20 protein-coding genes and 1 tRNA gene are annotated in these 20,616 nt (G+C 55.4%); 10 read left to right on the forward strand and 11 right to left on the reverse strand.

Going from position 1 to position 20,616, the window contains the following annotated elements:
• Positions 1-61: 61 nt before the first annotated feature.
• The 8 genes from pobA to P1U45_RS11575 form a co-directional block, all read right to left on the reverse strand.
• On the reverse strand, positions 62-1,231 hold the full coding sequence (gene pobA, locus P1U45_RS11540; RefSeq protein ID WP_301059203.1) for a 4-hydroxybenzoate 3-monooxygenase: 1,170 nt from the start codon (positions 1,229-1,231) through the stop codon (positions 62-64).
• Entirely contained in the window at positions 1,231-2,172 is a 942-nt protein-coding gene (locus P1U45_RS11545; RefSeq protein ID WP_301059204.1) for a Gfo/Idh/MocA family oxidoreductase, read from the reverse strand. Before P1U45_RS11545 ends, pobA begins: the two co-directional genes overlap by 1 nt.
• Complete coding sequence (locus tag P1U45_RS11550; RefSeq protein ID WP_301059205.1) at positions 2,169-3,011, reverse strand: class III extradiol dioxygenase subunit beta; 843 nt, start codon at positions 3,009-3,011, stop codon at positions 2,169-2,171. The genes P1U45_RS11545 and P1U45_RS11550 overlap by 4 nt, the downstream gene beginning before the upstream one ends.
• 1 nt (position 3,012) lies before the next feature.
• Entirely contained in the window at positions 3,013-3,417 is a 405-nt protein-coding gene (gene ligA / locus P1U45_RS11555) for a protocatechuate 4,5-dioxygenase subunit alpha (protein WP_301059206.1), read from the reverse strand.
• Positions 3,410-4,426, reverse strand: a complete 1,017-nt coding sequence (locus tag P1U45_RS11560; protein WP_301059207.1) for an aromatic ring-hydroxylating dioxygenase subunit alpha — start codon at positions 4,424-4,426, stop codon at positions 3,410-3,412. The genes ligA and P1U45_RS11560 overlap by 8 nt, the downstream gene beginning before the upstream one ends.
• Positions 4,423-5,448 carry an amidohydrolase family protein gene (locus tag P1U45_RS11565; RefSeq protein WP_301059208.1) on the reverse strand — a complete coding sequence of 342 codons (1,026 nt, stop codon included), beginning with the start codon at positions 5,446-5,448 and terminating at the stop codon, positions 4,423-4,425. The genes P1U45_RS11560 and P1U45_RS11565 overlap by 4 nt, the downstream gene beginning before the upstream one ends.
• The gene (locus P1U45_RS11570; protein ID WP_301059209.1) at positions 5,445-6,305 is read right to left on the reverse strand and encodes an NAD(P)-dependent oxidoreductase; all 861 of its coding nucleotides are present in this window, start codon (positions 6,303-6,305) and stop codon (positions 5,445-5,447) included. Before P1U45_RS11570 ends, P1U45_RS11565 begins: the two co-directional genes overlap by 4 nt.
• Positions 6,306-6,387: 82 nt before the next feature.
• Complete coding sequence (locus P1U45_RS11575) at positions 6,388-7,563, reverse strand: LysR family transcriptional regulator (RefSeq protein ID WP_301059210.1); 1,176 nt, start codon at positions 7,561-7,563, stop codon at positions 6,388-6,390.
• Positions 7,564-7,652: 89 nt separating this feature from the next.
• Here P1U45_RS11575 and ligK point away from each other — a divergent pair, with 89 nt between their 5' ends.
• The 3 genes from ligK to P1U45_RS11590 are packed head-to-tail and all read left to right on the forward strand — an operon-like array spanning position 7,653 to position 10,250.
• Positions 7,653-8,327, forward strand: coding sequence for a 4-carboxy-4-hydroxy-2-oxoadipate aldolase/oxaloacetate decarboxylase (gene ligK, locus P1U45_RS11580; protein WP_301059211.1), 675 nt, complete (start codon positions 7,653-7,655; stop codon positions 8,325-8,327).
• Between the two features lie 13 nt (positions 8,328-8,340).
• Entirely contained in the window at positions 8,341-9,372 is a 1,032-nt protein-coding gene (locus P1U45_RS11585) for a 4-oxalomesaconate tautomerase (protein WP_366144997.1), read from the forward strand.
• Positions 9,372-10,250, forward strand: coding sequence for an amidohydrolase family protein (locus tag P1U45_RS11590; protein WP_301059213.1), 879 nt, complete (start codon positions 9,372-9,374; stop codon positions 10,248-10,250). The genes P1U45_RS11585 and P1U45_RS11590 overlap by 1 nt, the downstream gene beginning before the upstream one ends.
• A gap of 59 nt (positions 10,251-10,309) precedes the next feature.
• On the opposite strand, the gene P1U45_RS11595 is transcribed toward P1U45_RS11590, so the two are convergent.
• Complete coding sequence (locus tag P1U45_RS11595; RefSeq protein ID WP_293609388.1) at positions 10,310-10,732, reverse strand: MarR family winged helix-turn-helix transcriptional regulator; 423 nt, start codon at positions 10,730-10,732, stop codon at positions 10,310-10,312.
• Between the two features lie 85 nt (positions 10,733-10,817).
• Between P1U45_RS11595 and P1U45_RS11600 the strand changes: the two genes are divergently transcribed.
• From P1U45_RS11600 to P1U45_RS11620, 5 genes are all read left to right on the forward strand, one after another.
• Complete coding sequence (locus tag P1U45_RS11600) at positions 10,818-12,215, forward strand: aldehyde dehydrogenase (protein WP_301059214.1); 1,398 nt, start codon at positions 10,818-10,820, stop codon at positions 12,213-12,215.
• Between the two features lie 74 nt (positions 12,216-12,289).
• Complete coding sequence (locus P1U45_RS11605) at positions 12,290-13,132, forward strand: p-hydroxycinnamoyl CoA hydratase/lyase (protein ID WP_293609390.1); 843 nt, start codon at positions 12,290-12,292, stop codon at positions 13,130-13,132.
• Positions 13,133-13,136: 4 nt separating this feature from the next.
• Positions 13,137-15,263 carry an acetate--CoA ligase family protein gene (locus P1U45_RS11610; RefSeq protein WP_301059215.1) on the forward strand — a complete coding sequence of 709 codons (2,127 nt, stop codon included), beginning with the start codon at positions 13,137-13,139 and terminating at the stop codon, positions 15,261-15,263.
• Between the two features lie 77 nt (positions 15,264-15,340).
• Entirely contained in the window at positions 15,341-16,654 is a 1,314-nt protein-coding gene (locus P1U45_RS11615; RefSeq protein ID WP_301059216.1) for an MFS transporter, read from the forward strand.
• Between the two features lie 133 nt (positions 16,655-16,787).
• Positions 16,788-17,393: an NTP transferase domain-containing protein gene (locus P1U45_RS11620; RefSeq protein WP_301059217.1), complete on the forward strand. Its 606-nt coding sequence runs from the start codon at positions 16,788-16,790 to the stop codon at positions 17,391-17,393.
• 29 nt (positions 17,394-17,422) lie between these two features.
• Here P1U45_RS11620 and P1U45_RS11625 read toward each other — a convergent pair.
• A tRNA-Thr gene (locus tag P1U45_RS11625) sits at positions 17,423-17,498 on the reverse strand.
• A gap of 191 nt (positions 17,499-17,689) precedes the next feature.
• Here P1U45_RS11625 and P1U45_RS11630 point away from each other — a divergent pair.
• Positions 17,690-18,145 carry an OmpA family protein gene (locus P1U45_RS11630; protein WP_301059218.1) on the forward strand — a complete coding sequence of 152 codons (456 nt, stop codon included), beginning with the start codon at positions 17,690-17,692 and terminating at the stop codon, positions 18,143-18,145.
• A 169-nt stretch (positions 18,146-18,314) separates the two neighbouring features.
• The gene (locus tag P1U45_RS11635) at positions 18,315-19,625 is read left to right on the forward strand and encodes an ammonium transporter (RefSeq protein WP_301059219.1); all 1,311 of its coding nucleotides are present in this window, start codon (positions 18,315-18,317) and stop codon (positions 19,623-19,625) included.
• Positions 19,626-19,658: 33 nt separating this feature from the next.
• On the opposite strand, the gene P1U45_RS11640 is transcribed toward P1U45_RS11635, so the two are convergent.
• On the reverse strand, positions 19,659-20,609 hold the full coding sequence (locus P1U45_RS11640) for a DUF4349 domain-containing protein (protein WP_301059220.1): 951 nt from the start codon (positions 20,607-20,609) through the stop codon (positions 19,659-19,661).
• Positions 20,610-20,616: the final 7 nt, after the last annotated feature.

The raw sequence follows: 20,616 nt of genomic DNA on the forward strand, positions 1-20,616 counted from the left end.
GAGTAAAACAGAGAAGGGCGATCAGTTACCTGACCGCCCTGAAGTTGTCCGGAAGTGGGACTTACAGCGGAAGACCGATATAGTTTTCCGCAATTGACTTACGGGCCGCTTCGGAGCTGGCGATATAATCGAGCTCCGCGACCTGCATACGGCGTCCGAAAGCACCGTCGTCAGGGAAGCGGTGCATGAGCTGTGTGAGAGACCATGAGAACCGCTCCGATTTCCAGACCCGGGCAAGTGCCGTGTCTGAATAGGTTTCGATCCCTTCGCTATTACCGTTCTTGAAGAATTGTATAAGCGCGCGGGAAAGATAAGCGACGTCCGAAGATGCGAGGTTGAGCCCCTTCGCGCCTGTCGGAGGAACGATGTGAGCTGCGTCACCGGCAAGGAACAGGCTGCCATAGCGCATTGGCTCGAATACAAATGAACGGAGCGGCGCGATGGACTTTTCCAATGCAGTGCCACGCGTCATGTTGGCCGCAGCGTCCGGGCCGAGCCGCACCGCGAGTTCGTCCCAGATGCGGTCATCCGGCCAGTCTTCAACCTTCTCATCCAGAGGCACCTGAATGTAGTAACGGCTGCGCGTGCTCGACCGCATGGATGCGAGGGCGAAGCCGTTTGAGTGGTTCGCGTAAATGAGCTCGTGATTGCATGGTGGAACGTCTGCCAGAATGCCAAGCCAGCCGAACGGATAGACACGCTCGAATGTCTTGCCAACTGTGTCCGGGATCGCTTTGCGAGATGGACCGTGAAAGCCATCGCAGCCTGCAATAAAGCGTGCATCAATACGATGCTCCTGGCCATCCTTCTGGTAGGTCACATAAGGCGAATTGCCGGCCACATCATGAAGCGCAACGTCACCTGCCTTATAGATAACTTCCAGCCCACGGCTTTTAGAGGCATCCATAAGATCGCGGGTGACTTCGGTCTGGCCGTAAACCATCACCGAACTACCGGTCAGTTCTGCGATATTGATGTGGATCAGCTTCTCGCCGTCAGCCAGATAGAAGCCCTCATGCGGGAGGCCTTCCTTCATCATGCGATCAGACAGATCAAGCTGCTTCATCAGATCGACGGTGACTTTTTCCAGAACGCCTGCACGAATACGCCCCAGCACATAGTCAGCGCTCTGACGTTCTACGACGACAACATCTATGCCCTGTTGACGCAGCAGGTGTCCAAGCAGAAGGCCAGCGGGACCGGCGCCGATGATAGCAACATCGGTCTTCATCACTTCATGCCTTGCTCAAGTCGATAGAGAACCTCATAGCAAGGCAGGACTTGAGCGACAGAACTGTTCGGCTCGCGGCCTTCACGGATCGCCGCGATGAACTCACGGTCCTGAAGTTCGATACCGTTCATAGACACATCGACTTTTGAAACGTCGATCGCGTTCTCGCGTCCATCTACCAGATCATCATAGCGGGCAAGGTAAGTGCCGTTATCGCAAATATAGCGGAAGAAGGTGCCAAGCGGACCGTCATTGTTGAAGCTGAGAGACAGCGTGCAGATTTTGCCAGTCTCGGTTTTTAGCTGAATGCACATATCCATTGCGATGCCAAGATCAGGATGATGCGGGCCTTCAACGGCCTGCGCGACGACGACCTTCTCTCCGGTCTGATATTGAAAGAGGTCAACCGTGTGCGCAGCGTGGTGCCACAGAAGGTGGTCTGTCCAGCTACGCGGTTCGCCCTTCGCATTCGTGTTCGTGCGACGGAAGAAGTAAGTCTGGACGTCCATTTGCTGAATGTTCAGCTCGCCCGCTGTGATCTTGTTGTGAACGTACTGGTGAGACGGGTTGAAGCGGCGTGTATGGCCAACCATGCAGACCAGACCTGTCTCTTTCTGCTTGTCCATAACAGCCTGTGAATCCGCCCAGTTGTCGGCGAGTGGAATCTCGACTTCGACATGCTTGCCAGCGTTCATGCAGGCAATGGCTTGGGACGCATGCATCTGAGTTGGCGTGCAGAGGATAACTGCGTCCACATCATCCCGTGCGAGCGTTTCATCAAGCTCGGTGGTCACGTGACCAATGCCGTACTTGTCTGCGATAGCCTGAGTCTTATCGAGGGTGCGGCCAACAAGGCTGGTGACCTCAACGCCGTCGATTTTAGCAAGGCCATCAAGGTGTTTTTCACCGAAGGCGCCTGCGCCAGCGAGTGCTATTCTCATGAGGTTTTCTCCAATACGAGGTGTCCCACGGCAGTGTTGGATGCGGGGACGTGGAAATGTCTGTGAAGTTCTTTGATGTTGTCGCCCAGCGCGCCGCGCATGATCAGCCACATCACCATTTCGATACCTTCCGAGCCTGTCTCGCGAAGGTATTCGATGTGCGGGATATGGCGCAGACGTTCAGGGTCGGCGGTCATGTCATCGAGGAATTTCTGGTCCCATTCAGCATTGATAAGGCCAGCGCGCGGTCCCTGAAGCTGGTGGCTCATGCCGCCGGTGCCCCATATCTGGACGTTCAGGTCTTCCTCAAAGCTCTCAACGGCGCGCGCAATTGCTTCACCGAGTTTCCAGCATCGATTGCCGGATGGTGGCGGGTAGGTGACCACATTGACCGCTAGGGGGATGACCTTCACGGGCCATTCTTCGGGCTGACCGTACATGAGTGACAGAGGAACAGTCAGGCCGTGATCGACATCCATCTTGTTGATGATGGTCATGTCGAATTCATCGAGGATCAGGCTTTGGGCAATGTGCCAGGCCATATCCGCATGGTTCTTGACGTTCGGGACAGGACGCGGGCCCCAGCCTTCATCAGCGGGCGCAAATTCATCTGCGCAGCCAATGGCGAAGGTTGGGATCAGGTTCATGTCGAACGCAGACGCGTGGTCGTTATAGACCAGAATGATTACGTCCGGCTTTTCTTCGGCAATCCATTTTTTGGACCACTCATAGCCTTGGTAAATCGGCTTAAAGTACGGGTCTTCCATTTTGCCCTGGTCGATGCCGACGCCCAGAAGCGGAACGTGGCTCGTGGCCACACCAGCGGTTATGCGGGCCATATCAGTTCCCTTCCTTGATTGAGCGGACACCATCCGGTGAACGGCCACCGGCATCCATCATGGCTTTGTAGTCTTCGACACTCATGCCAGTCATGGTCGACACGGCCTGTACGAAGGAGAGGCCATCGGTGGAGAAGATTTTGGCGAGGTAATAAATGTTCCCGCCCAGATCGAGCATGCGGTTATAGTCGCGCGCGAGAACCGCTTCTTTCTGCTCGTCCGTCATTTTCCAGCCATCGAGGTAGGCTTTCTCGTCAGCTTTCCATTTCTGGCGGTTCTCTTCCGTCATCAGGCTCATGGCAAACTGGTTGAGCCAATAGCCCTGACGCGCCCGCTTTGTGGTGTAGACGCGGGTGCCCGGGATATCGTCGAAGTCGGCGAGATAATCGTGAACGCTCTTATGCATCGGACATCAGCCGTTCGATGACTTTGCGCGAATGTGCGCCGCCAGAGTCGATGTTCAGAATGCGCAGGCGCATGTCCGGATTTTCGGCGATAGATTTCTGCTGTGCTTCGAGGACTTCCACATCTTCGTTGAAGACGATGTCCTGCTGATCTTTCATGCGCTGAGTCACGCCAGCGTCATCAATCGCAAAGTTACGGGCCATACCCCAGAAATAGTGACAGCTGGTTTCTGTCTCAGGCGTCATGGAGTCGATTACAAAACCGCGGACGCCGGAGTCATGGCTTTCGAGTGTGTCGCCTGCTTCAACCGGTGAAACGCCAACATCAATGATGACCGAGCAAGGTTCGAGAAACTCGCAAATCTGCCAACGGTTTACCGGACCTTCCTTACCCAGGAAGTGGCGCCAGAATGGCGGTGCATCGACGCCCGGCATCCAGCGGGAAAGCGTAACCTTGTCGCCATCCACCGTGGTTTCCAGCGGTGCTTCCATCAGCTCGATCTGTCCGATTGTGCCCATATGCACATAGGTTTCGTGGGTCAGGTCCATAAGATTGTCGACGAAGAGGCGGTAGTCACATCCGACGCTGGTATAGCCGCCGTCAAATACCCAACCCTCAGCCGAGCATGGCCAGAAATCTGGAACGGTGGACGGGTCGGCTTTTTCCTGATCACCGATCCAGACCCAGACGAAGCGATGCTTTTCAAGCACTTCATAGGTTGGCGTGCATAGCTTCTTGTTCACCGGGTCATTGCGGAGCGGCATCTCACATGGAGACCCATCCGGACCAACGACCATTCCGTGATACTTGCAGCGGAGATTGTCCCCTTCACGAATGCCCATAGACAGAGGTAGAAGGCGGTGAGGGCATGCGTCGCGCATTGCGACAACGCGGCCATCCAGCTTGCGATACATGACAATGTTTTCGCCACAAATTTTCCGGCCGAGCGGCTGTGTGCCAACCTCGCCATCCCATGCGGCGACATACCAGCGGTTACGAATAAAAGTCATTTCCCCATCCCTTTCAGTCGTGCGTCCAGACGAGGATAAACGCGGCGCGCATTGCCCTCGTAAATGTTGTGGCGGTCTTCATCGGACAGCCCGAGCGAGTCGACATAGCGTTTGGTGTCGTCGAAATAGAAACCCGTCTCAGGGTCGATGCCGCGCACGGCGCCAACCATTTCCGAGCCAAAAAGAATGTTCTTTTTGTCGATCACGTCGAACAGCAGATCGATGCCCGGCTGGTGATAAACACAGGTGTCGAAATAGACGTTCTTCATCACGTGTTCTGCGAGGGCAGGCTTTTTCAGCATGTCCGCCAGACCGCGATACCGGCCCCAATGATAAGGCACTGCTCCGCCACCGTGTGGAATGATGAAGCGAAGGTCTGGAAAATCTTTGAACAGATCGCCTTCGAGGAACTGCATGAAGGCAATCGTGTCCGCGGCGAGATAGAACGCGCCAGTCGCATGTTGCGCAGGATTGCAGGAGCCTGAGACGTGCACCATTGCGGGCACATCAAGTTCGACCATTTTTTCAAAGATCGGATACCAGTATTTGTCAGTCAGCGGTGGATGGTTGAAGTGGCCACCGCCGGGGTCAGGGTTCAGATTACAGCCGACAAAGCCAAGCTCGGTCACGCAGCGTTCGAGTTCTTTGACGGACTCGGTAAGGTCGGCCTGAGGCGATTGTGGCAGCTGGCAAACACCGATGAAGATATCCGGATACAGCTCAGTCGCGCGATAGATCAGGTCATTGCAGCGACGCGACCATTCCATGGAGACGCCCTGATCGCCGACATGGTGAGCCATGCGTGATGCACGCGGACTGAAGATCGTCATGTCCGCTCCACGCTCTTTGATGAGGCGGATTTGGTTTGCTTCCAGCGACTCACGGATCAAATCGTCAGGAATGTCGGGGTAAGGAGGAGGCACATCGCCGGACTTGAACGCTGACAGTTGAGCTTCGCGCCAGTCATCGTGCTGTGCCGGGGCGGTCGTGTAGTGACCGTGGCAGTCGATAATGAGTGTCATGAAATGGTTTCCTCTTGCGCCAGAAGAGCGAGTTTTTCTTTGAGGTTTTCTGGCGGTTTTTTATGTCCGAGAGCGCCGATTTCTGCCTGACGGCGTACCGTTCCGCTCGTCAGGAGTGCTTGCATGCCAAGCCCCTCAATCGTTTTGACGACCTCTTCCATTTCGGCTGCGCGGCGGGTGCCGTGGATCATCATGCGATCGAGATTGTAATTGGCGCGTTCCGCCCAATCGCCCCCCAGCGCTTCCAACACAGCGTCCAGCGCGCCGGCGCGATCAGCTGCCAGCACACATTCTGCCGTCAGCGCTTCAATGCCTTTGATCATTATGGATCTAAGCATTTTGATAGTGGAGGCCTGACCAACTTCAGCGCCTGCAATTTTCAGGTTTTTGAAGCCGAGTCCGGCAAGTGCGTTATGAGCGTCTCCGGCAGCTGGACCTGAAATCAGGATCGGAACATCCAGAGCTTTGGGCTGTACGGGCGCCATTATGGCAACATCGACATATCGTCCGCCCTTGGCATCAACGATTTTGGCGGCCTCGCGCTTTGTGTCCGGTGCGACCGAGTTCATGTCGAGGAATAGCGCGTGAGAGCTGAGGGCTTCGGATGCCGCTTTCGCAGCGTTCACAGATTGATCTGCCGTAACAAGGCTGAGGATAAGGTCGGAGCTCTTCACGGCAGACATCGTGTCCGCGTATCCATTCACGCCAAGTGCGCTGAATTCACTACGTTTATGATCTGCCAGAGCAGGATCATCTGTTTTGCGATCAAAGACCTGCGCATGCGCGCTCCATTCGCCCTGGCGGCAGAATGTCTGAGCGGCTTCCCCAAAACCTATGACAGAAAAATCGTTATACATGCAGCGAGGGGTAACCCTCAGGGCAGGGCTGCGCTAATCGAATTGGATTTACTGATATAAGAAAATACGAATTACAAAAACGTCAGTGACCAGACTGTTCGGAATGTTTTTTAAGCGTATCCACAAACTCTTCCTGCATTTCAGTCGGATACCAGCCAGCGCGTGTAAACATACCAATTGTACGAGACAGCTGTTCGGGCGGTCGGCCCACAATACCTAGCCAGCCTGCCTCAAGCTCAATCGCCACCTGGTCCGGCGATAGAACGGTCAGATAATTGGTTTCCATAAGAAGCTGCCGGATAATCATCGCCGACCCGCTTTCGACAGGGATGTCGGGCACTTTGAGCCGATCCTGTTCGAAGAGGCGCTGCCATTGTTCACGAAGGGGAACGCCTCTTGGCGGTAGTACCCAGCTATAGCCGGTTAATTCTTCGAGGGTCACCGCGCCGCTTCTATGACGAAGCGGGTGATCGCGTCGGCCGAGAAAGACAGGATGGTCTTCAAACAAAGGTGTCTGGATGACGTCGGGCCCAGGCGAGGGGGTTCGTAGCGCACCTATGAGCAGGTCGAGTTCACCGTCGCGTAATGGTTCAATCAGCTCCATAAATGAGCCTTCTGCGATTGCGAGCTCGGAGGATGGACGAGATTTCTGAAACTCCACAACGGCCGAAGGCAGGAGTTTTGCCCGACACAAAGGCATGGCGCCGACTGAAATGCGAGCTTCGTTCTCTCCGCGGAAAATGGAAAGCTCGTCCAGACCGGCGTTCAGCTCTGCCCGCGCTAGTCTGAACTGGCGGGCGGTCTCACGGCCTCGTTTGGTGAGTTCGATACCGCGCCCGCGTCGCTCGACGAGGTCGCGGCCAAGCGCGAGTTCAAGGTCGGAAATCGAACGGTGAAGGCTTGCTGGCGCAAGGCCGGTTAAGGCGGAGGCCTCTGCATAGGATCCGCCCCGTGCCAGTGCAACGAACGCCTTGGCCTGCGCGCTGGTCACACGGGATGAGCCGACAAAGTTCAGCGCTCTCTCCACGCGGCTATGAAACTGTCTGGCCGGCTCCGTGGGCCTCATACCATTTGTTTGTCGATCAAAGAGAGCCAGCTTCAATTGGCTCTCCAGACGCGCAATAGCTTGCGTCACAGCGGGCTGTGACAGGCTGACCGAGCTTGCCGCTGCATTGACCGATCCTTTGCGGCAGGTTTCCAGAAAAGCAGCAAGGTGGCGAAGGTTGAGATCCCATGGTTCCATAAGCTCCGTTAGCATAAACTTATAGCACTTGCATACTTCGTATTTCTGGAGCTCCCGCGCGAGGAGTAGCCATCCCTACAGAACCAAGATCCGGAGTGAAGTTTATGAGCAACGTCGTAGTTCAGAATATCGAGCGGGCAGATCCTGAAATTGTGGATGCGCTCGGTAAATGTGGCGTCGCGACGGTTCATGAGGCTCAGGGACGCAAGGGCCTGCTCGCGAGCTATATGCGTCCGATCTATTCCGGTGCACGCATTGGCGGGTCAGCTGTAACGATTTCATCGCCTCCGGGTGATAACTGGATGGTCCATGTCGCTATCGAACAACTGAAAGAAGGCGACATTCTTCTGCTCGCGCCGACCAGCCCTTGCGAAGACGGCTATTTTGGTGACCTGCTTGCAACATCGGCTATGGCGCGCGGCTGCCGCGGTCTCATCATCGATGCCGGTGTACGCGATATTCGCGATCTGACGGAAATGGACTTCCCGGTCTGGTCCAAGGCCGTTTACGCACAGGGCACTGTCAAAAACACGCTTGGCTCAGTGAATGTCCCTGTGACTTGCGCAAATCAATATGTGCGTCCGGGTGATATTATCGTCGCTGATGATGACGGCGTCGTGTGTGTGCGCCGCGAAGAAGCCGAAGACGTACTGAAAAAGTCGCTCGACCGAGAAGCAAAAGAAGAAGAGAAGCGCCAGCGTCTTGCAGCCGGTGAACTCGGGCTGGACATTTATGACATGCGTCCACGTCTCGAGCAGATGGGTCTCAAATATGTTTGATGGCGTTCGGTGCATGTGGATGCGGGGAGGAACGTCAAAAGGTGCGTTCTTTCTGGAAAGCTCTATTCCGTCAGACAAGGACGAGCGCGCCAAGTTCCTTGCCGCCGTTATGGGCTCCCCAGACACGCGCCAGATTGATGGCATGGGCGGCGCGCACCCTTTGACGAGTAAAGTCGCGGTTGTCTCTCCATCAGAACGTGATGACAGCGACGTGGACTACCTCTTCCTGCAGGTTCAGCCCGACACGGGCTCGGTATCGGATAGTCAGAACTGCGGGAATATGCTTGCCGCTGTTGCTCCGTTTGCGATTGAGCGCGGTCTCGTCAAAGCTGAGGACGGCGAAACAACGATTCGCATTTACATGGTGAACTCGGACTCGCGCGCAGATATTATCGTGCAGACGCCGTGCGGGCGCGTCACTTATAAAGGGGATGCGCGTATTGATGGTGTTCCGGGGACTCATGCGCCAATCATGCAAAACTATTACGGCACAGCTGGCGCGCAGTGTGGCGCGCTTCTGCCAACCGGAAATCAGATTGATGTGATTGACGGGGTGGAAGTGACCCTGGTCGATAATGGCATGCCGAGTGTCATGCTGCGGGCATCTGATTTTGATCTCACCGGCTACGAAGACCCAAAAGAGATTGAAGCAATCGCCGGGCTAAAAGACCGTATCGAATCCATTCGTCTCAAGGCTGGCGAATTAATGGGGCTTGGGGATGTCACGGACCAGACCATCCCGAAAATGTGCCTGATCAGTCCGCCGCGCGATGGTGGCATTATCAATACTCGCACGTTTATCCCGCACCGTGTGCATGAGGCTGTGGGCGTTCTGGCGGCGGCGTCTGATGCGGCAGCCTGCATGTTCCCCGAAAGCGTAGCAAAAGGCATGGCGCAATTTGACGAGGTCAATCCGTGCCGCGTGGATGTGGAGCACCCGACCGGATCGCTCACAGTAGAGCTGGAATGGGATGGTGAGACAGTTGTACGCACAGGGCTTCTCCGCACGGCGCGTAAACTCATGGATGGAGAGGTATTTGTCTAATGACTGATCGTATTGTTTCCTGGACTTCGAATCCATCGAAGCCCACCTTTACGCCACCTGAAGGCGCGATCGACGCACACTGTCACGTTTTTGGCCCCATGGCCGAATTCCCGTTCAGCCCGAAAGCCAAATACATTCCCGACGATGCGGGCCCAGAGCAACTTTTTGCACTGCGCGACCATCTGGGCTTTTCCAGGAACATCGTGGTTCAGGCGAGCTGTCACGGTACGGATAACAGTTCAACGCTGAATGCAATTGCGAAGTCGGATGGAAAAGCGCGCGGTGTTGCCGTCGTAGATCCGGCGATTTCCGATTCAGAGCTTGAGGCGCTGCATGAGGGTGGCATTCGAGGTGTCCGCTTTAACTTCCTGAAGCGCTTGGTGGACGACGCGCCTAAGGACAAATTTCTTGAAATTGCCAAGCGGATTGAGCCTCTCGGCTGGCATGTCATTGTCTATTTTGAAGCTGATATTCTGGAAGAACTTACGCCGTTTCTTGAGGCGTTGCCGACCACAGTGGTTGTGGACCATCTGGGGCGCCCGGATCTGACTGAAGGCTTCGAAGGTAAGGAAGTTCAGACGTTCAGGAAATTCCTTCAGGACCATGATAATTTCTGGACCAAAGTGTCCGGTGCAGAACGCCTGTCCAATCAGGGACCTCCATTTGATGATTTTGTTGCGGCAATTGCACCGTTCGTCGAGGAGTTTCCGGATCGCGTACTTTGGGGCACGGACTGGCCACACCCGAACATGCAGCATGACATTCCAGATGACGGTAAGCTGGTGAACATCCTGCCGCGACTTGCGCCGACGCCGGAATTGCAGCGTAAACTGCTGATCGACAACCCGATGCGCCTTTATTGGCCTGAAGAGGTCTGATCCAAACAAAAGCCCCGATCTCCTGATCGGGGCTTTTGTTTGTCAGCTACGAGCCGCGATCAATCGTGATCAGCCCACATCTTATTGAGTGCTTTGATAAACGGCTCCCTGATTTCGTCAGGAATATAGGAGCTGATCTTCTCTTCGTGCTTTTTGACGACGCTGAAGGCCTTTTCCGTCAGGTCGGCACCTTTTTCCGACAGCTCAAGCCCGTGCGACCTGCCATCGACTCTGATTCGCTTTAACAGATCGCGGCCGTCCAGCCGCCCGATCATCGGTGCGATGTTCGCGCTGGCAATGCCGAGCATGCGGCCAATCTCGCTCTGGGTGATGCGCGGGTTGTTTTTAATCGCAATCAGAACGGTCGCTTCGGTCACGCGAAGGCCCAGCTTGCCGAGTTTTGGCGTGAGTTCCGACAGAGAAGCGTTGGATGCTCGACGAAGGGCGTAGCCCGGAAGTTCACGAAGCGGATCAAATACCATTGCGTACCACAATACTATTGGTTATAGGCTTATCGTACTGCTATTATTCATAGCAATAAAATAATATGTTTAGGGAGCTAAATCGATGCAGTTTGAGCGCGTCAACCCGATTACGGGAGAAATTGCGAGCCGCGCCGAGGCGATGACCCCGGCAGATGCTGTCGCTGTCGCTGAAAAAGCGCAGGCAGCACAGGCTGGATGGGGCGCCATGGGGCCGAACGCCCGTCGTGCCGTACTGAACAAAGCGGCCGACGCTCTGGAAGCCAGAAAAGATGATTTCGTTGAAGCGATGATGGGCGAAATCGGAGCAACAGCTGGTTGGGCCATGTTCAACCTCATGCTCGCTGCCGGAATGGTGCGTGAAGCAGCTGCGCTGACGACTCAAATTGGCGGAGAAGTGATTCCTTCCGACAAGCCTGGCTGCATCGCTATGGCGCTTCGTGAGCCTGTTGGCACAATTCTCGGTATCGCGCCTTGGAATGCGCCCATCATTCTGGGTGTGCGCGCGATTGCCGTGCCGCTTGCTTGCGGCAACTCGGTCATTCTGAAAGCGTCTGAGGTCAGCCCGCGTACGCATGAGCTGATCATCGAAGCCTTTGCGGAAGCAGGATTTCCGGAAGGCGTCGTAAACGTTGTCACCAACGCGCCAGAAGATGCTGGCGAGGTTGTTGGAGCGCTCATTGATGCGCCTGCCGTGAAGCGTATCAACTTCACGGGCTCTACATCAGTGGGCAGAATTATCGCCAAGCGCGCGGCGGAACACCTCAAGCCTTGCCTGCTCGAGCTGGGCGGTAAGGCACCATTGGTTATCCTGGATGATGCGGATCTGGACGAAGCGGTGAAAGCGGCTGCGTTCGGCGCGTATATGAATCAGGGCCAGATCTGTATGTCGACGGAACGAATTATCGTTGTGGACGCGGTTGCGAACGAGTTCGTGAAACGCTTCGCTGCCAAAGCCAGCTCCATGCCGTCAGGCGATCCCCGTGAAGGCAACACTCCGCTTGGCGCTGTGGTTGATCAGAAGACGGTCGGCCATGTGAACAGCCTCATCGACGACGCGCAATCCAAAGGCGCTGACATCGTGGCAGGCGGAAAAGCTGACAGCGTGATCATGTCGGCGACCATTGTCGATAAGGTCACGAATGCGATGAACCTCTATAGCGATGAGAGCTTTGGCCCGGTGGTTGCTGTTATTCGTGCCAAGGATGAAGCCGAGGCAATCCGTCTTGCGAATGACACCGAGTATGGTCTCTCCGCAGCTGTCTTTACAAAAGACGCAGCCCGCGGCGTCAAAGTTGCCCGCCAGATCAAATCAGGCATCTGCCACGTGAACGGTCCAACCGTTCATGACGAAGCTCAAATGCCATTCGGTGGCGTCGGCGCGTCAGGCTATGGCCGTTTTGGCGGCAAAGCCGGCATCGACGCATTCACTGAGCTGCGTTGGATCACAATGGAAACAGAGCCGGGTCACTACCCGATCTGATCCGAAATTCTCTGATACCGGGCGGACTCCGCCCGGCAACAAACCCAATAATTATTAGATGTAGGAAACGAACCATGACTGCTGAGCGCGCAGAAGAAGATACAGTTGCATACGAAATCGTAGACAACATTGCCTGGGTCTCATTCAATCGCCCTGAAAAGCGTAACTGCATGAGCCCGAAACTGAACCGCCAGATGATGCGTGTTCTTGATGAAATCGAGTTCCGTGATGACGTCGGTGCCGTTGTTCTGACCGGTGAAGGTTCTGCCTGGACGGCAGGCATGGACCTGAAAGAGTATTTCCGTGAAACGGAAGCTCAGGGCCTTGGCGCAACGCGTCAGGCGCAGCGCGAATCTTACGGTTGGTGGCGTCGCCTTCGCTGGTTCCAGAAGCCGACCATCGCTATGGTCAACGGCTGGTGCTTTGGTGGCGGTTACGGTCCGCTCTTCGCGTGCGACCTCGCTTTCTGTGCAGACGAAGCCCAGTTCGGCCTCTCCGAAATCAACTGGGGCATTCTGCCGGGCGGCGGCGCAACAAAGATTGCTGTTGAGCTGATGAGCTTCCGCCGCGCGATGTATCACTCCATGATGGGTGAGAATGTAGACGGTAAGACCGCTGCAGAATGGGGCCTCGTGAATGAGAGTCTGCCACTGGAAAAGCTGAAGGACCGCGTAACTGAAGTTGCTAAAGTTCTGCTCGAAAAGAACCCTGTTGCTCTGAAGGCGACAAAAGATGCGATCCGCCGTGTAAGCGAAATGACTTACGACAATGCGGAAGACTTCCTTGTTCGTGCCCAGGAAGCGGCGAACTCTTACGACAATGATGGCCGAAAAGAAGGCATCAAACAGTTCATCGACGACAAGACGTACAAGCCAGGTCTCGGCGCGTACGACAAATCCAAGCATCAAAAGGCTTAGTCCTATGGCGTCCGTAGATAATTCTGCAGGCAAGGCGATCGATCTCGATCGCCTTTTGCAGCCGAAATCGGTTGTGATCGTTGGTGCATCGCCAACGCCGGGTGCGCTTGGCGCGTCGGTGCTGGAGAATCTGGAACGTGGTGGCTTTAAGGGTGATATTCACCTCGTGAACCCTAAGCGTTCCGATATCAACGGTCGCCCATGTGTTAATGCCATCTCGGAATTGCCGGACGGCATTGATGCGGCCGTCATGTCCATTCCAAAAGCGGGTGTTCTGCCTGCACTTCGTGAACTGGCTGAGAAAGGTGTCGGCGGTGCTGTCATCTTTTCAGCGGGGTTTGCTGAGGGTGGTGAAGAAGGCCTGCGCGAACAGGAAGAAATTGCTCGCATTTCCCGTGAATACGGCGTTGCCGTTGAAGGGCCAAACTGTCTGGGATTCGTCAACAACCGCGATGGCGTGGCGCTGACGTTCGTGCAGACCCCCGCAGCCGAGCTGCACAATGGCGAGGGCGTTGCGATCGTGTCTCAGTCCGGCGCTATGGCGGCGGTTCTCAGCACCACACTGGCGAGCAAGAATCTGGGCGTGACCTTGTCTGTCTCAACAGGCAACGAAGCGGCGACTGGCGTTCAGCACTATATCGAATATCTTCTGGATGATCCTAAGACAAAAGCGATTGCGATGATCGTGGAGCAATTCCGTCATCCTAAGGCTTTTCTGGACCTCGCGGTACGGGCTCGTGAGATTGGCAAGCCAATCATTTTGCTTCACCCGGGCAAGAGTGAAGCGGCCCGCGAGTCAGCAGCCACCCATACGGGTGCGATGGCCGGTGACTATGCTGTGATGCGCACGCTTGTAGAACATGCGGGCGTTATCATGGCAGACAGTCTGGAGCAGCTGGGTGACCTCGCAGATGTCGCAATGCGTGCGCCGAATTTCGGCGAAGGCGGCACTGTCGTTCTGACCGAGTCAGGTGCGTTTAAGGCGCTTTCTCTTGATCTGGCAGAAGAGGTTGGCCTCGAGCTTCCAGTTCTGACGGACGATGACACGCCAGCGCTCCGTGCCGCTATGCCTGACTTTGTGCCGGTGTCTAACCCTGTCGACCTGACGGCGCAGGCTCTGGTTGACCCAGACCTTTATCGCCGGAGCATTGATGCGCTTTTGTCCGATGACCGGGTTGGCTGTGTGCTGCTCGGAATCATTCAGACGGATGTGAAAACGACTTCGGCTAAACTGCCGTCTATCATCAATGCGATTGAGACGATCAAACCAGATCGTCCCGTGATCTATTCGGGTCTCGATGAAGGCGCTGATGTGCCGAAAGAGTATCTGGATAAGCTTCGGAGCCTTGGTGTTACGTGCTTCCCGACAGCCGAGCGTGCTATTCGCGCGATTGCCCGAATGACGGAAGCTGCGAAAGCGAAAGACACCGGTGCGTCGCCTCAATCGGTGAACGTCTCGCTGCCGTCTGGTGCTGGGGTCATTCCAGAATACAAAAGCAAGGACATTCTGCGCGGCGCGGGCATTGCGTTCCCGAATGGCGAGCTTGCAACCACCGCAGCTGAGGCTTCAGCGGCGGCTGAAAAGCTTGGCTATCCGGTGGTGATGAAGGCGCAATCCAGCGAACTCTCTCACAAGAGCGATGCGGGCGGCGTGCTGCTTAATCTGAATTCTGCGGCCGAAGTTGAGGCTGCTTTTGACCAGATGGCGAAGAATATCGAAGCCTACGCACCGGGTATGAACTTGGATGGCGTGCTCATCGAGAGCATGAGCGGCAAAGGTGTTGAGCTGATCCTCGGCGCCAAACGTGACCCGCAATGGGGGCCTGTCATTCTGATTGGGTTCGGCGGTGTATCAGCTGAGGTTCTGAAGGACTTCCGCGTACTCGCGCCCGACCTGTCTCATGATGCGGTGAAGGGCGAAATCCTGAAGCTGAAAGGCGCGCCTTTGTTGACCGGGTTCCGAGGTGCTCAACCCGTTGATCTCGACGCGATCGCCGATGCGGTTGTGCGTATGGGCGCATTGATGCTGAGCGAAGCGCGTATTCAGGAGATTGATCTCAATCCGGTGATTGCGCGCCCTATCGGGCAGGGCGTAGATGCGTTGGATGCGCTTATGCTGGTGTCGGCGTAATCGACAAAAAATACGTGTGATACAAACAAACAAAAGGGCCTTCTTTAAAAGGGAAGGCCCGCTTCTGGGAGGAAGCTATGTCACAACAACCTGCGGAAATTCTCGCAAAAGAGAAGATGGGCGGGGCGCAAATGCTAGCGATTGCCATTTGTGTTCTTCTCAACGGTCTGGACGGTTTTGACGTCCTGTCGATCAGTTTTGCGTCGCCTGGGATCTCTTCTGAATGGGGAATAGACCGTGCGGCACTTGGCATTGTCCTGTCCATGGAGCTGATCGGTATGTCGATCGGTTCCATCATTCTGGGACAGGTTGCGGATAAGATCGGCCGACGCCCGATTGTGCTGGCAAGTCTCGGCGTTATGGCGACGGGGATGTACCTTGCCTCGACTGCACCGAATGTTCAGGTACTGTCTGGATATCGCCTGTTCACCGGCCTCGGCATTGGTGGCATGCTTGCCTGTACCAATGCGCTGGTAGCCGAATTTTCGAACGATAAATACCGGTCGATGAACGTCACCATTATGGCAGCGGGATATCCGATTGGGGCGATTATCGGAGGTGCGATCGCTTCCGAGCTTCTCAAGTCGTATGACTGGCGCGCCGTATTCATTTTCGGCTCCATTATGACGGCAGCGATGTTCCCGATCGTGTATTTCGGGCTTCCGGAGTCCGTGTCGTCGCTTGTCGCGCGCAAGCCCGCCAATGCGCTTGCGAAGGTCAATGCTATCCTGAAGCGTCTCGGACATCAGGCTATTGAAAGCCTTCCGGATATGAGCGAAGCCAAAGCTTCCGGTGGCGGATTAAAGCGCCTTTTCGGCAAGCCACTTGCGATGATCACGATACTTCTGACTGCGGCGTATTTCGCGCATATCATGACCTTCTACTACATCCTGAAATGGATTCCGAAGCTGGTCGTGGATATGGGCTTTCACCCGTCTGAAGCGGGCAATGTGCTTGTTTGGGCAAATATTGGGGGTGCGACCGGCAGCATCCTGCTCGGCATTGTTTCGCGCAAAGCAGACGTGCGTATTCTGACAATGATCGGTCTTGCGCTGTCCTTCGTATTCGTCAGCGTGTTTGGTCTGGGCCAGTCGGGCATTATGGGACTCGCAATCATCTCGGCCATTGCTGGTTTCTGCACAAATTCCGGTGTGGTTGGTCTCTACGCGCTGATCGCCAATTACTTCCCTGCCGATGTCCGTGCTGGCGGTACAGGTCTCGTTATCGGCATCGGTCGCGGTGGTGCTGCTCTGGGGCCTGTCATTGCAGGTCTGTTGTTCAGTAGCGGCCAGGGACTCCTCACGGTCTCTGTCGTGATGGGGCTAGGCTCGCTCTTCGCGCTCGTTGCGCTATTCATGCTGGGACGCTCAACGAAAGTGGCGGCGTCTTAGCCTCAACGATTACAAATTCAAATTCCGGCCGTGGAACTCTGAAAGGTTCTGCGGTCGATTTTGATTCAGGCGTTCGGTATACTGCCTTCCGTTTCTGATTGTATCCGGTCCGGACGGCAGGTAAGCCGGAAATATGAAACGTTTCGGGGTCATATTTGCGGGGGGCGAGGGGCGTCGTCTCGGTGGGGTCTCTAAGGCACTTATCGAGTATGATGGCGAGCCGTTATGGAGGCGCATTCAGCGTGAGCTCTCCGCAATTGCAGATGAGATTGTTTTTGTGTCTCCGCGACAGCCGCACTGGCTAGAACAGGATGGTGACATTATCTGGCTCGCCGACCATCTGATTGACGGTCAGATGATAGGTCCAGCGGGCGCTCTTTCTGCTGCTCTGGCCTATGCCAGTGAGCGCTATGGTGAGGATTCTGTTATTGTGACAACTCCTGTCGATGCGCCGTTTTTTAAATCCACGCTTTCTGACGCTCTTTTGGTCGAATTGGACGCAGCGCCCCACCAGGTAGTTCTTGCGGAGACCGGAGACCGGCTTCAGCCTGCATTCGGTGTGTGGCGAGCAGGCCTTGCGCCCGACGTGAATACTTTGATTGGTTCTGGTGAACGCGCTCTGCACCGTATTGCGTCGTACATTGGAGCAGCTCGCGTGAGCTTCGCGGCTGACGATCTGCGGTTCTTCAATATCAATACGCCTGAGGACCTCGAGCGCGCCCGGCGCTTAAGCCCCTGAAAGGGAATGTATTTTCTCTTGGGAGAAAGTGGTGCCGGCTGCAGGAGTCGAACCCGCGACCTGATGATTACAAATCAACTGCTCTACCAACTGAGCTAAGCCGGCACTGGTAAAGAGCGCGCGTCTTACCGAGTTTGATCGGGTCTGGCAAGTGCTTCTAACAACTGTTTTTCAGAAATTTTTTCTGGAGCCGATTCAGCTGTTTATAACTATCCCGAGATTGCCACATTTGCGCCTCGGAACAATCGGGTTGTTCATTCATTATTTCAGTACGGCCCAATGGGTTGGAGGCAATTATGAAACAGACAGCACGCTTACTTACCGTCGCTGCGGCCATCGCAGCATCCACCTTCGGAGTTCATAGTCTCGCGGAACAATCCATCCGCGAAGATATGGAGAAGGCGTGCGCTCCTGTCGAAGTTTCAGTTTACTTCGCACAATCACAGTATGAGCTGAACGAATTCGCAGAGGATTTGTTGAATCAGGCTGTCAGCAGGGTGGAGCATTGCGAGCTTGCCCAGATCGAAGTGGTTGGCTTCAGCGATTCTTCTGGTCAGGCCGACTTCAATTATCATCTATCTGAACAACGCGCAGAACATGCGATGGCTTACCTGCAAGAACGCGGCGTTGTCGCGAACACCATCCAGATGAGTGCGCGCGGGCAGGAAGGTGCTGTCTCTGACTCTGGTGAGCCGTTGATTATGCGCCGCAAGGTAGACCTCCGATTTATTCCGGTGCCGCCAACCGCCTGATTTGCCTCCGGCGCAAATGTCGGGGGGAATTTCCACCTTCAATGAAATTTTTCACCGCGCAGGCCTCAACTGGCTTGCGCGCGCGCAATTCTGTATCGTACCGATGTCACCCTGAAAAAAACGAAAACGGGCTCAATGGCGGGCCCGATAATATTGGGGAGGCTCAACGATGGGTCGTTTCGGACTTGCGCTGCGTTATGCGGTGCGAGCCGTGTTGGCGTGTGGCGTCATCACGGCATTTTCAGGCGCTGCTTACGCCGACACAGGCGACACAGCCTGGATACTTACTTCAACAGCATTAGTGCTCTTCATGACGCTGCCGGGTCTTGCGCTTTTTTATGGCGGTCTCGTGCGGTCAATCAACGTGCTTTCGGTTTTGATGCACTGCTTTGCGATTGCCTGTCTGATGTCTGTTATCTGGCTTGTCGTCGGTTATTCCATCGCGTTTGGAGACGGCAATGGCGCGGCCGATGGAGCAGGGCAGTGGTGGGGAGGTCTCTCCCGCGCCATGCTGAGTGGCGTCACGGGCGAGAGCATGACTGGTACGATACCGGAACCGCTCTTCTTTATGTTCCAGATGACATTTGCGATCATCACGCCTGCGCTGATTGTCGGTAGTTTTGTCGAGCGCGTTCGCTTTGATGCGGTGCTGAAATTCTCTGCGATCTGGATTCTCGTTGTGTACGCACCAGTGTGCCACTGGGTTTGGGGCGGCGGCTGGCTTGCGGATATGGGCGTTCGTGATTTTGCTGGCGGCCTTGTCGTTCACGCGACAGCGGGCATTTCATCGCTCGTATTCGTCGCGATGCTCGGAAAGCGCAAAAGCTTCGGTCACGACATGCATCCACCACACGCACCTGTTCTGGTGATGATCGGCTCATCAATGCTTTGGGTCGGCTGGTTCGGATTTAACGCTGGGTCGGCGCTCGGTGCGAATGGTGGCGCAGCCCAAGCCATGCTTGTGACGCATATCTCCGCAGCTACAGCTTCGCTCGTCTGGATGATGATTGAGTGGATCCAGTTCCGTAAGCCGACGCTCGTAGGCATTTGTACGGGTATGGTTGCCGGTCTTGCGACCATCACGCCTGCAGCGGGATCAGTTGGGCCAGCCGGTGCTTTGATCATCGGCTTCCTCGCGGCGATCATTTGTTATTACGCTGTCGTGCTGATCCGAAATCGTCTCAAATTCGATGACAGCCTCGATGTGTTTGCGGTCCATGGTGTGGGCGGCATTCTTGGTACGCTGATTATCCCGTTTGTTGCCGCGCTTGGGCCGCTTGCGCCGGGACTTGGTGAAGACAGCGTCGTGAGCGCATTTATGGCGCAAGCGACGGGTGTCGTCGCTGTATGCCTCTGGTCCGCGATTGCCAGCTTCGCAATTTTGTTCGTGGTGAAACTTACGGGCGGGCTTCGCGTCGACGAGCAGACTGAAGATCAGGGGCTCGATACAAATACGCATGGCGAGAGCGCTTACCCATAAGCGCTCCCAGTCTTTATTTTGTCAGGGGCGGCGTTAGGCGTCGCCCTTATCTGTTGTGACAGGTGCGTCTGTTGTTTTCTTCTTCCGGAAGGCTTTGCGGAAGAAGAACATGAAGAGCCAGATTAGACCGACAACCACAGGCAGCCAAGGCAGTACGAACGCCAGAATTGTCACGATGGAGCTAAGCGCAAATGCGACATTCCGGAAGAAATCTCCAAACGCTTCGGTGACAGGCCGCCAGACAGATTGGGATGTCGGCGAGACGCGGGCGTCGTAGGACAGGTTGATATCTGACATTGAAACGCGCTGGCGGAGGTTAGCGAGTTGAGATTCATAGCTGTCGAGTTCGGATTGAACGCGCGCCAATTCCCGTTCCACAGAGAGCAGCTCTCCGAGATCGCCATCCCGGCTTTCCAGTAATTGCTGCAGCCGGTCACGTAGCGTGGTTTGTGCCTCCAGACGGGCATCCGTATCAATGATCTGCGCGGTCAGATCGACCGTCGATGTGCTTGAAGCGTAGACGTTTGAATTGAACTCACCGAGGCTTTCCGGCAAGCCTTCCAGAAACGGAATTGCCCAGTCCGGCGACGCCTTCAGCGCCAGATTTCCCGACGCATAGTTAGTTTCAAGGCCGTGCACGTTTGAATTGGTGACGAGACAGTTCTCAGGCCCCGCGTCTTCGCATTGCGTCATGTGGGTTTCCAGCAGATCACGAAGACGGTCTGTTGGAACGCTGATAGTACGGTTGTGAGTATAAGCAAGGAAACGACCGGCGCGCTGAGGCACGCTGTCTGTAGCACTGACATTACCAGATGACGCAGCTGCAGATAGATCGAGCGCGCTATCTTCCGTTACAGCATAGGAAGACTCAGGGGCGGGCGAAATTCGCGAGAGCGGACGGAATTCTCTCTCCGGTTCTGATCCGCCACATGCCGCGAGCGAGAGCACGCAAGCTGTTAAAAGTATCGTGTTGAGTTTGATCATAAGTGTT

The sequence above is a fragment of the Ponticaulis sp. genome (assembly GCF_029210165.1).
In the GTDB taxonomy this organism is placed as follows: Bacteria; Pseudomonadota; Alphaproteobacteria; order Caulobacterales; family Hyphomonadaceae; genus Ponticaulis.

Bases quoted from the DNA above. Each gene is read 5' to 3' on its own strand.
- pobA (WP_301059203.1), bottom strand. From the start codon at position 1,231: ATGAAGACCGATGTTGCTATCATCGGCGCCGGTCCCGCTGGCCTTCTG.
- P1U45_RS11545 (WP_301059204.1), bottom strand. From the start codon at position 2,172: ATGAGAATAGCACTCGCTGGCGCAGGCGCCTTCGGTGAAAAACACCTT.
- P1U45_RS11550 (WP_301059205.1), bottom strand. From the start codon at position 3,011: ATGGCCCGCATAACCGCTGGTGTGGCCACGAGCCACGTTCCGCTTCTG.
- ligA (WP_301059206.1), bottom strand. From the start codon at position 3,417: ATGCATAAGAGCGTTCACGATTATCTCGCCGACTTCGACGATATCCCG.
- P1U45_RS11560 (WP_301059207.1), bottom strand. From the start codon at position 4,426: ATGACTTTTATTCGTAACCGCTGGTATGTCGCCGCATGGGATGGCGAG.
- P1U45_RS11565 (WP_301059208.1), bottom strand. From the start codon at position 5,448: ATGACACTCATTATCGACTGCCACGGTCACTACACGACCGCCCCGGCA.
- P1U45_RS11570 (WP_301059209.1), bottom strand. From the start codon at position 6,305: ATGTATAACGATTTTTCTGTCATAGGTTTTGGGGAAGCCGCTCAGACA.
- P1U45_RS11575 (WP_301059210.1), bottom strand. From the start codon at position 7,563: ATGCTAACGGAGCTTATGGAACCATGGGATCTCAACCTTCGCCACCTT.
- ligK (WP_301059211.1), top strand. From the start codon at position 7,653: ATGAGCAACGTCGTAGTTCAGAATATCGAGCGGGCAGATCCTGAAATT.
- P1U45_RS11585 (WP_366144997.1), top strand. From the start codon at position 8,341: ATGTGGATGCGGGGAGGAACGTCAAAAGGTGCGTTCTTTCTGGAAAGC.
- P1U45_RS11590 (WP_301059213.1), top strand. From the start codon at position 9,372: ATGACTGATCGTATTGTTTCCTGGACTTCGAATCCATCGAAGCCCACC.
- P1U45_RS11595 (WP_293609388.1), bottom strand. From the start codon at position 10,732: ATGGTATTTGATCCGCTTCGTGAACTTCCGGGCTACGCCCTTCGTCGA.
- P1U45_RS11600 (WP_301059214.1), top strand. From the start codon at position 10,818: ATGCAGTTTGAGCGCGTCAACCCGATTACGGGAGAAATTGCGAGCCGC.
- P1U45_RS11605 (WP_293609390.1), top strand. From the start codon at position 12,290: ATGACTGCTGAGCGCGCAGAAGAAGATACAGTTGCATACGAAATCGTA.
- P1U45_RS11610 (WP_301059215.1), top strand. From the start codon at position 13,137: ATGGCGTCCGTAGATAATTCTGCAGGCAAGGCGATCGATCTCGATCGC.
- P1U45_RS11615 (WP_301059216.1), top strand. From the start codon at position 15,341: ATGTCACAACAACCTGCGGAAATTCTCGCAAAAGAGAAGATGGGCGGG.
- P1U45_RS11620 (WP_301059217.1), top strand. From the start codon at position 16,788: ATGAAACGTTTCGGGGTCATATTTGCGGGGGGCGAGGGGCGTCGTCTC.
- P1U45_RS11630 (WP_301059218.1), top strand. From the start codon at position 17,690: ATGAAACAGACAGCACGCTTACTTACCGTCGCTGCGGCCATCGCAGCA.
- P1U45_RS11635 (WP_301059219.1), top strand. From the start codon at position 18,315: ATGGGTCGTTTCGGACTTGCGCTGCGTTATGCGGTGCGAGCCGTGTTG.
- P1U45_RS11640 (WP_301059220.1), bottom strand. From the start codon at position 20,609: ATGATCAAACTCAACACGATACTTTTAACAGCTTGCGTGCTCTCGCTC.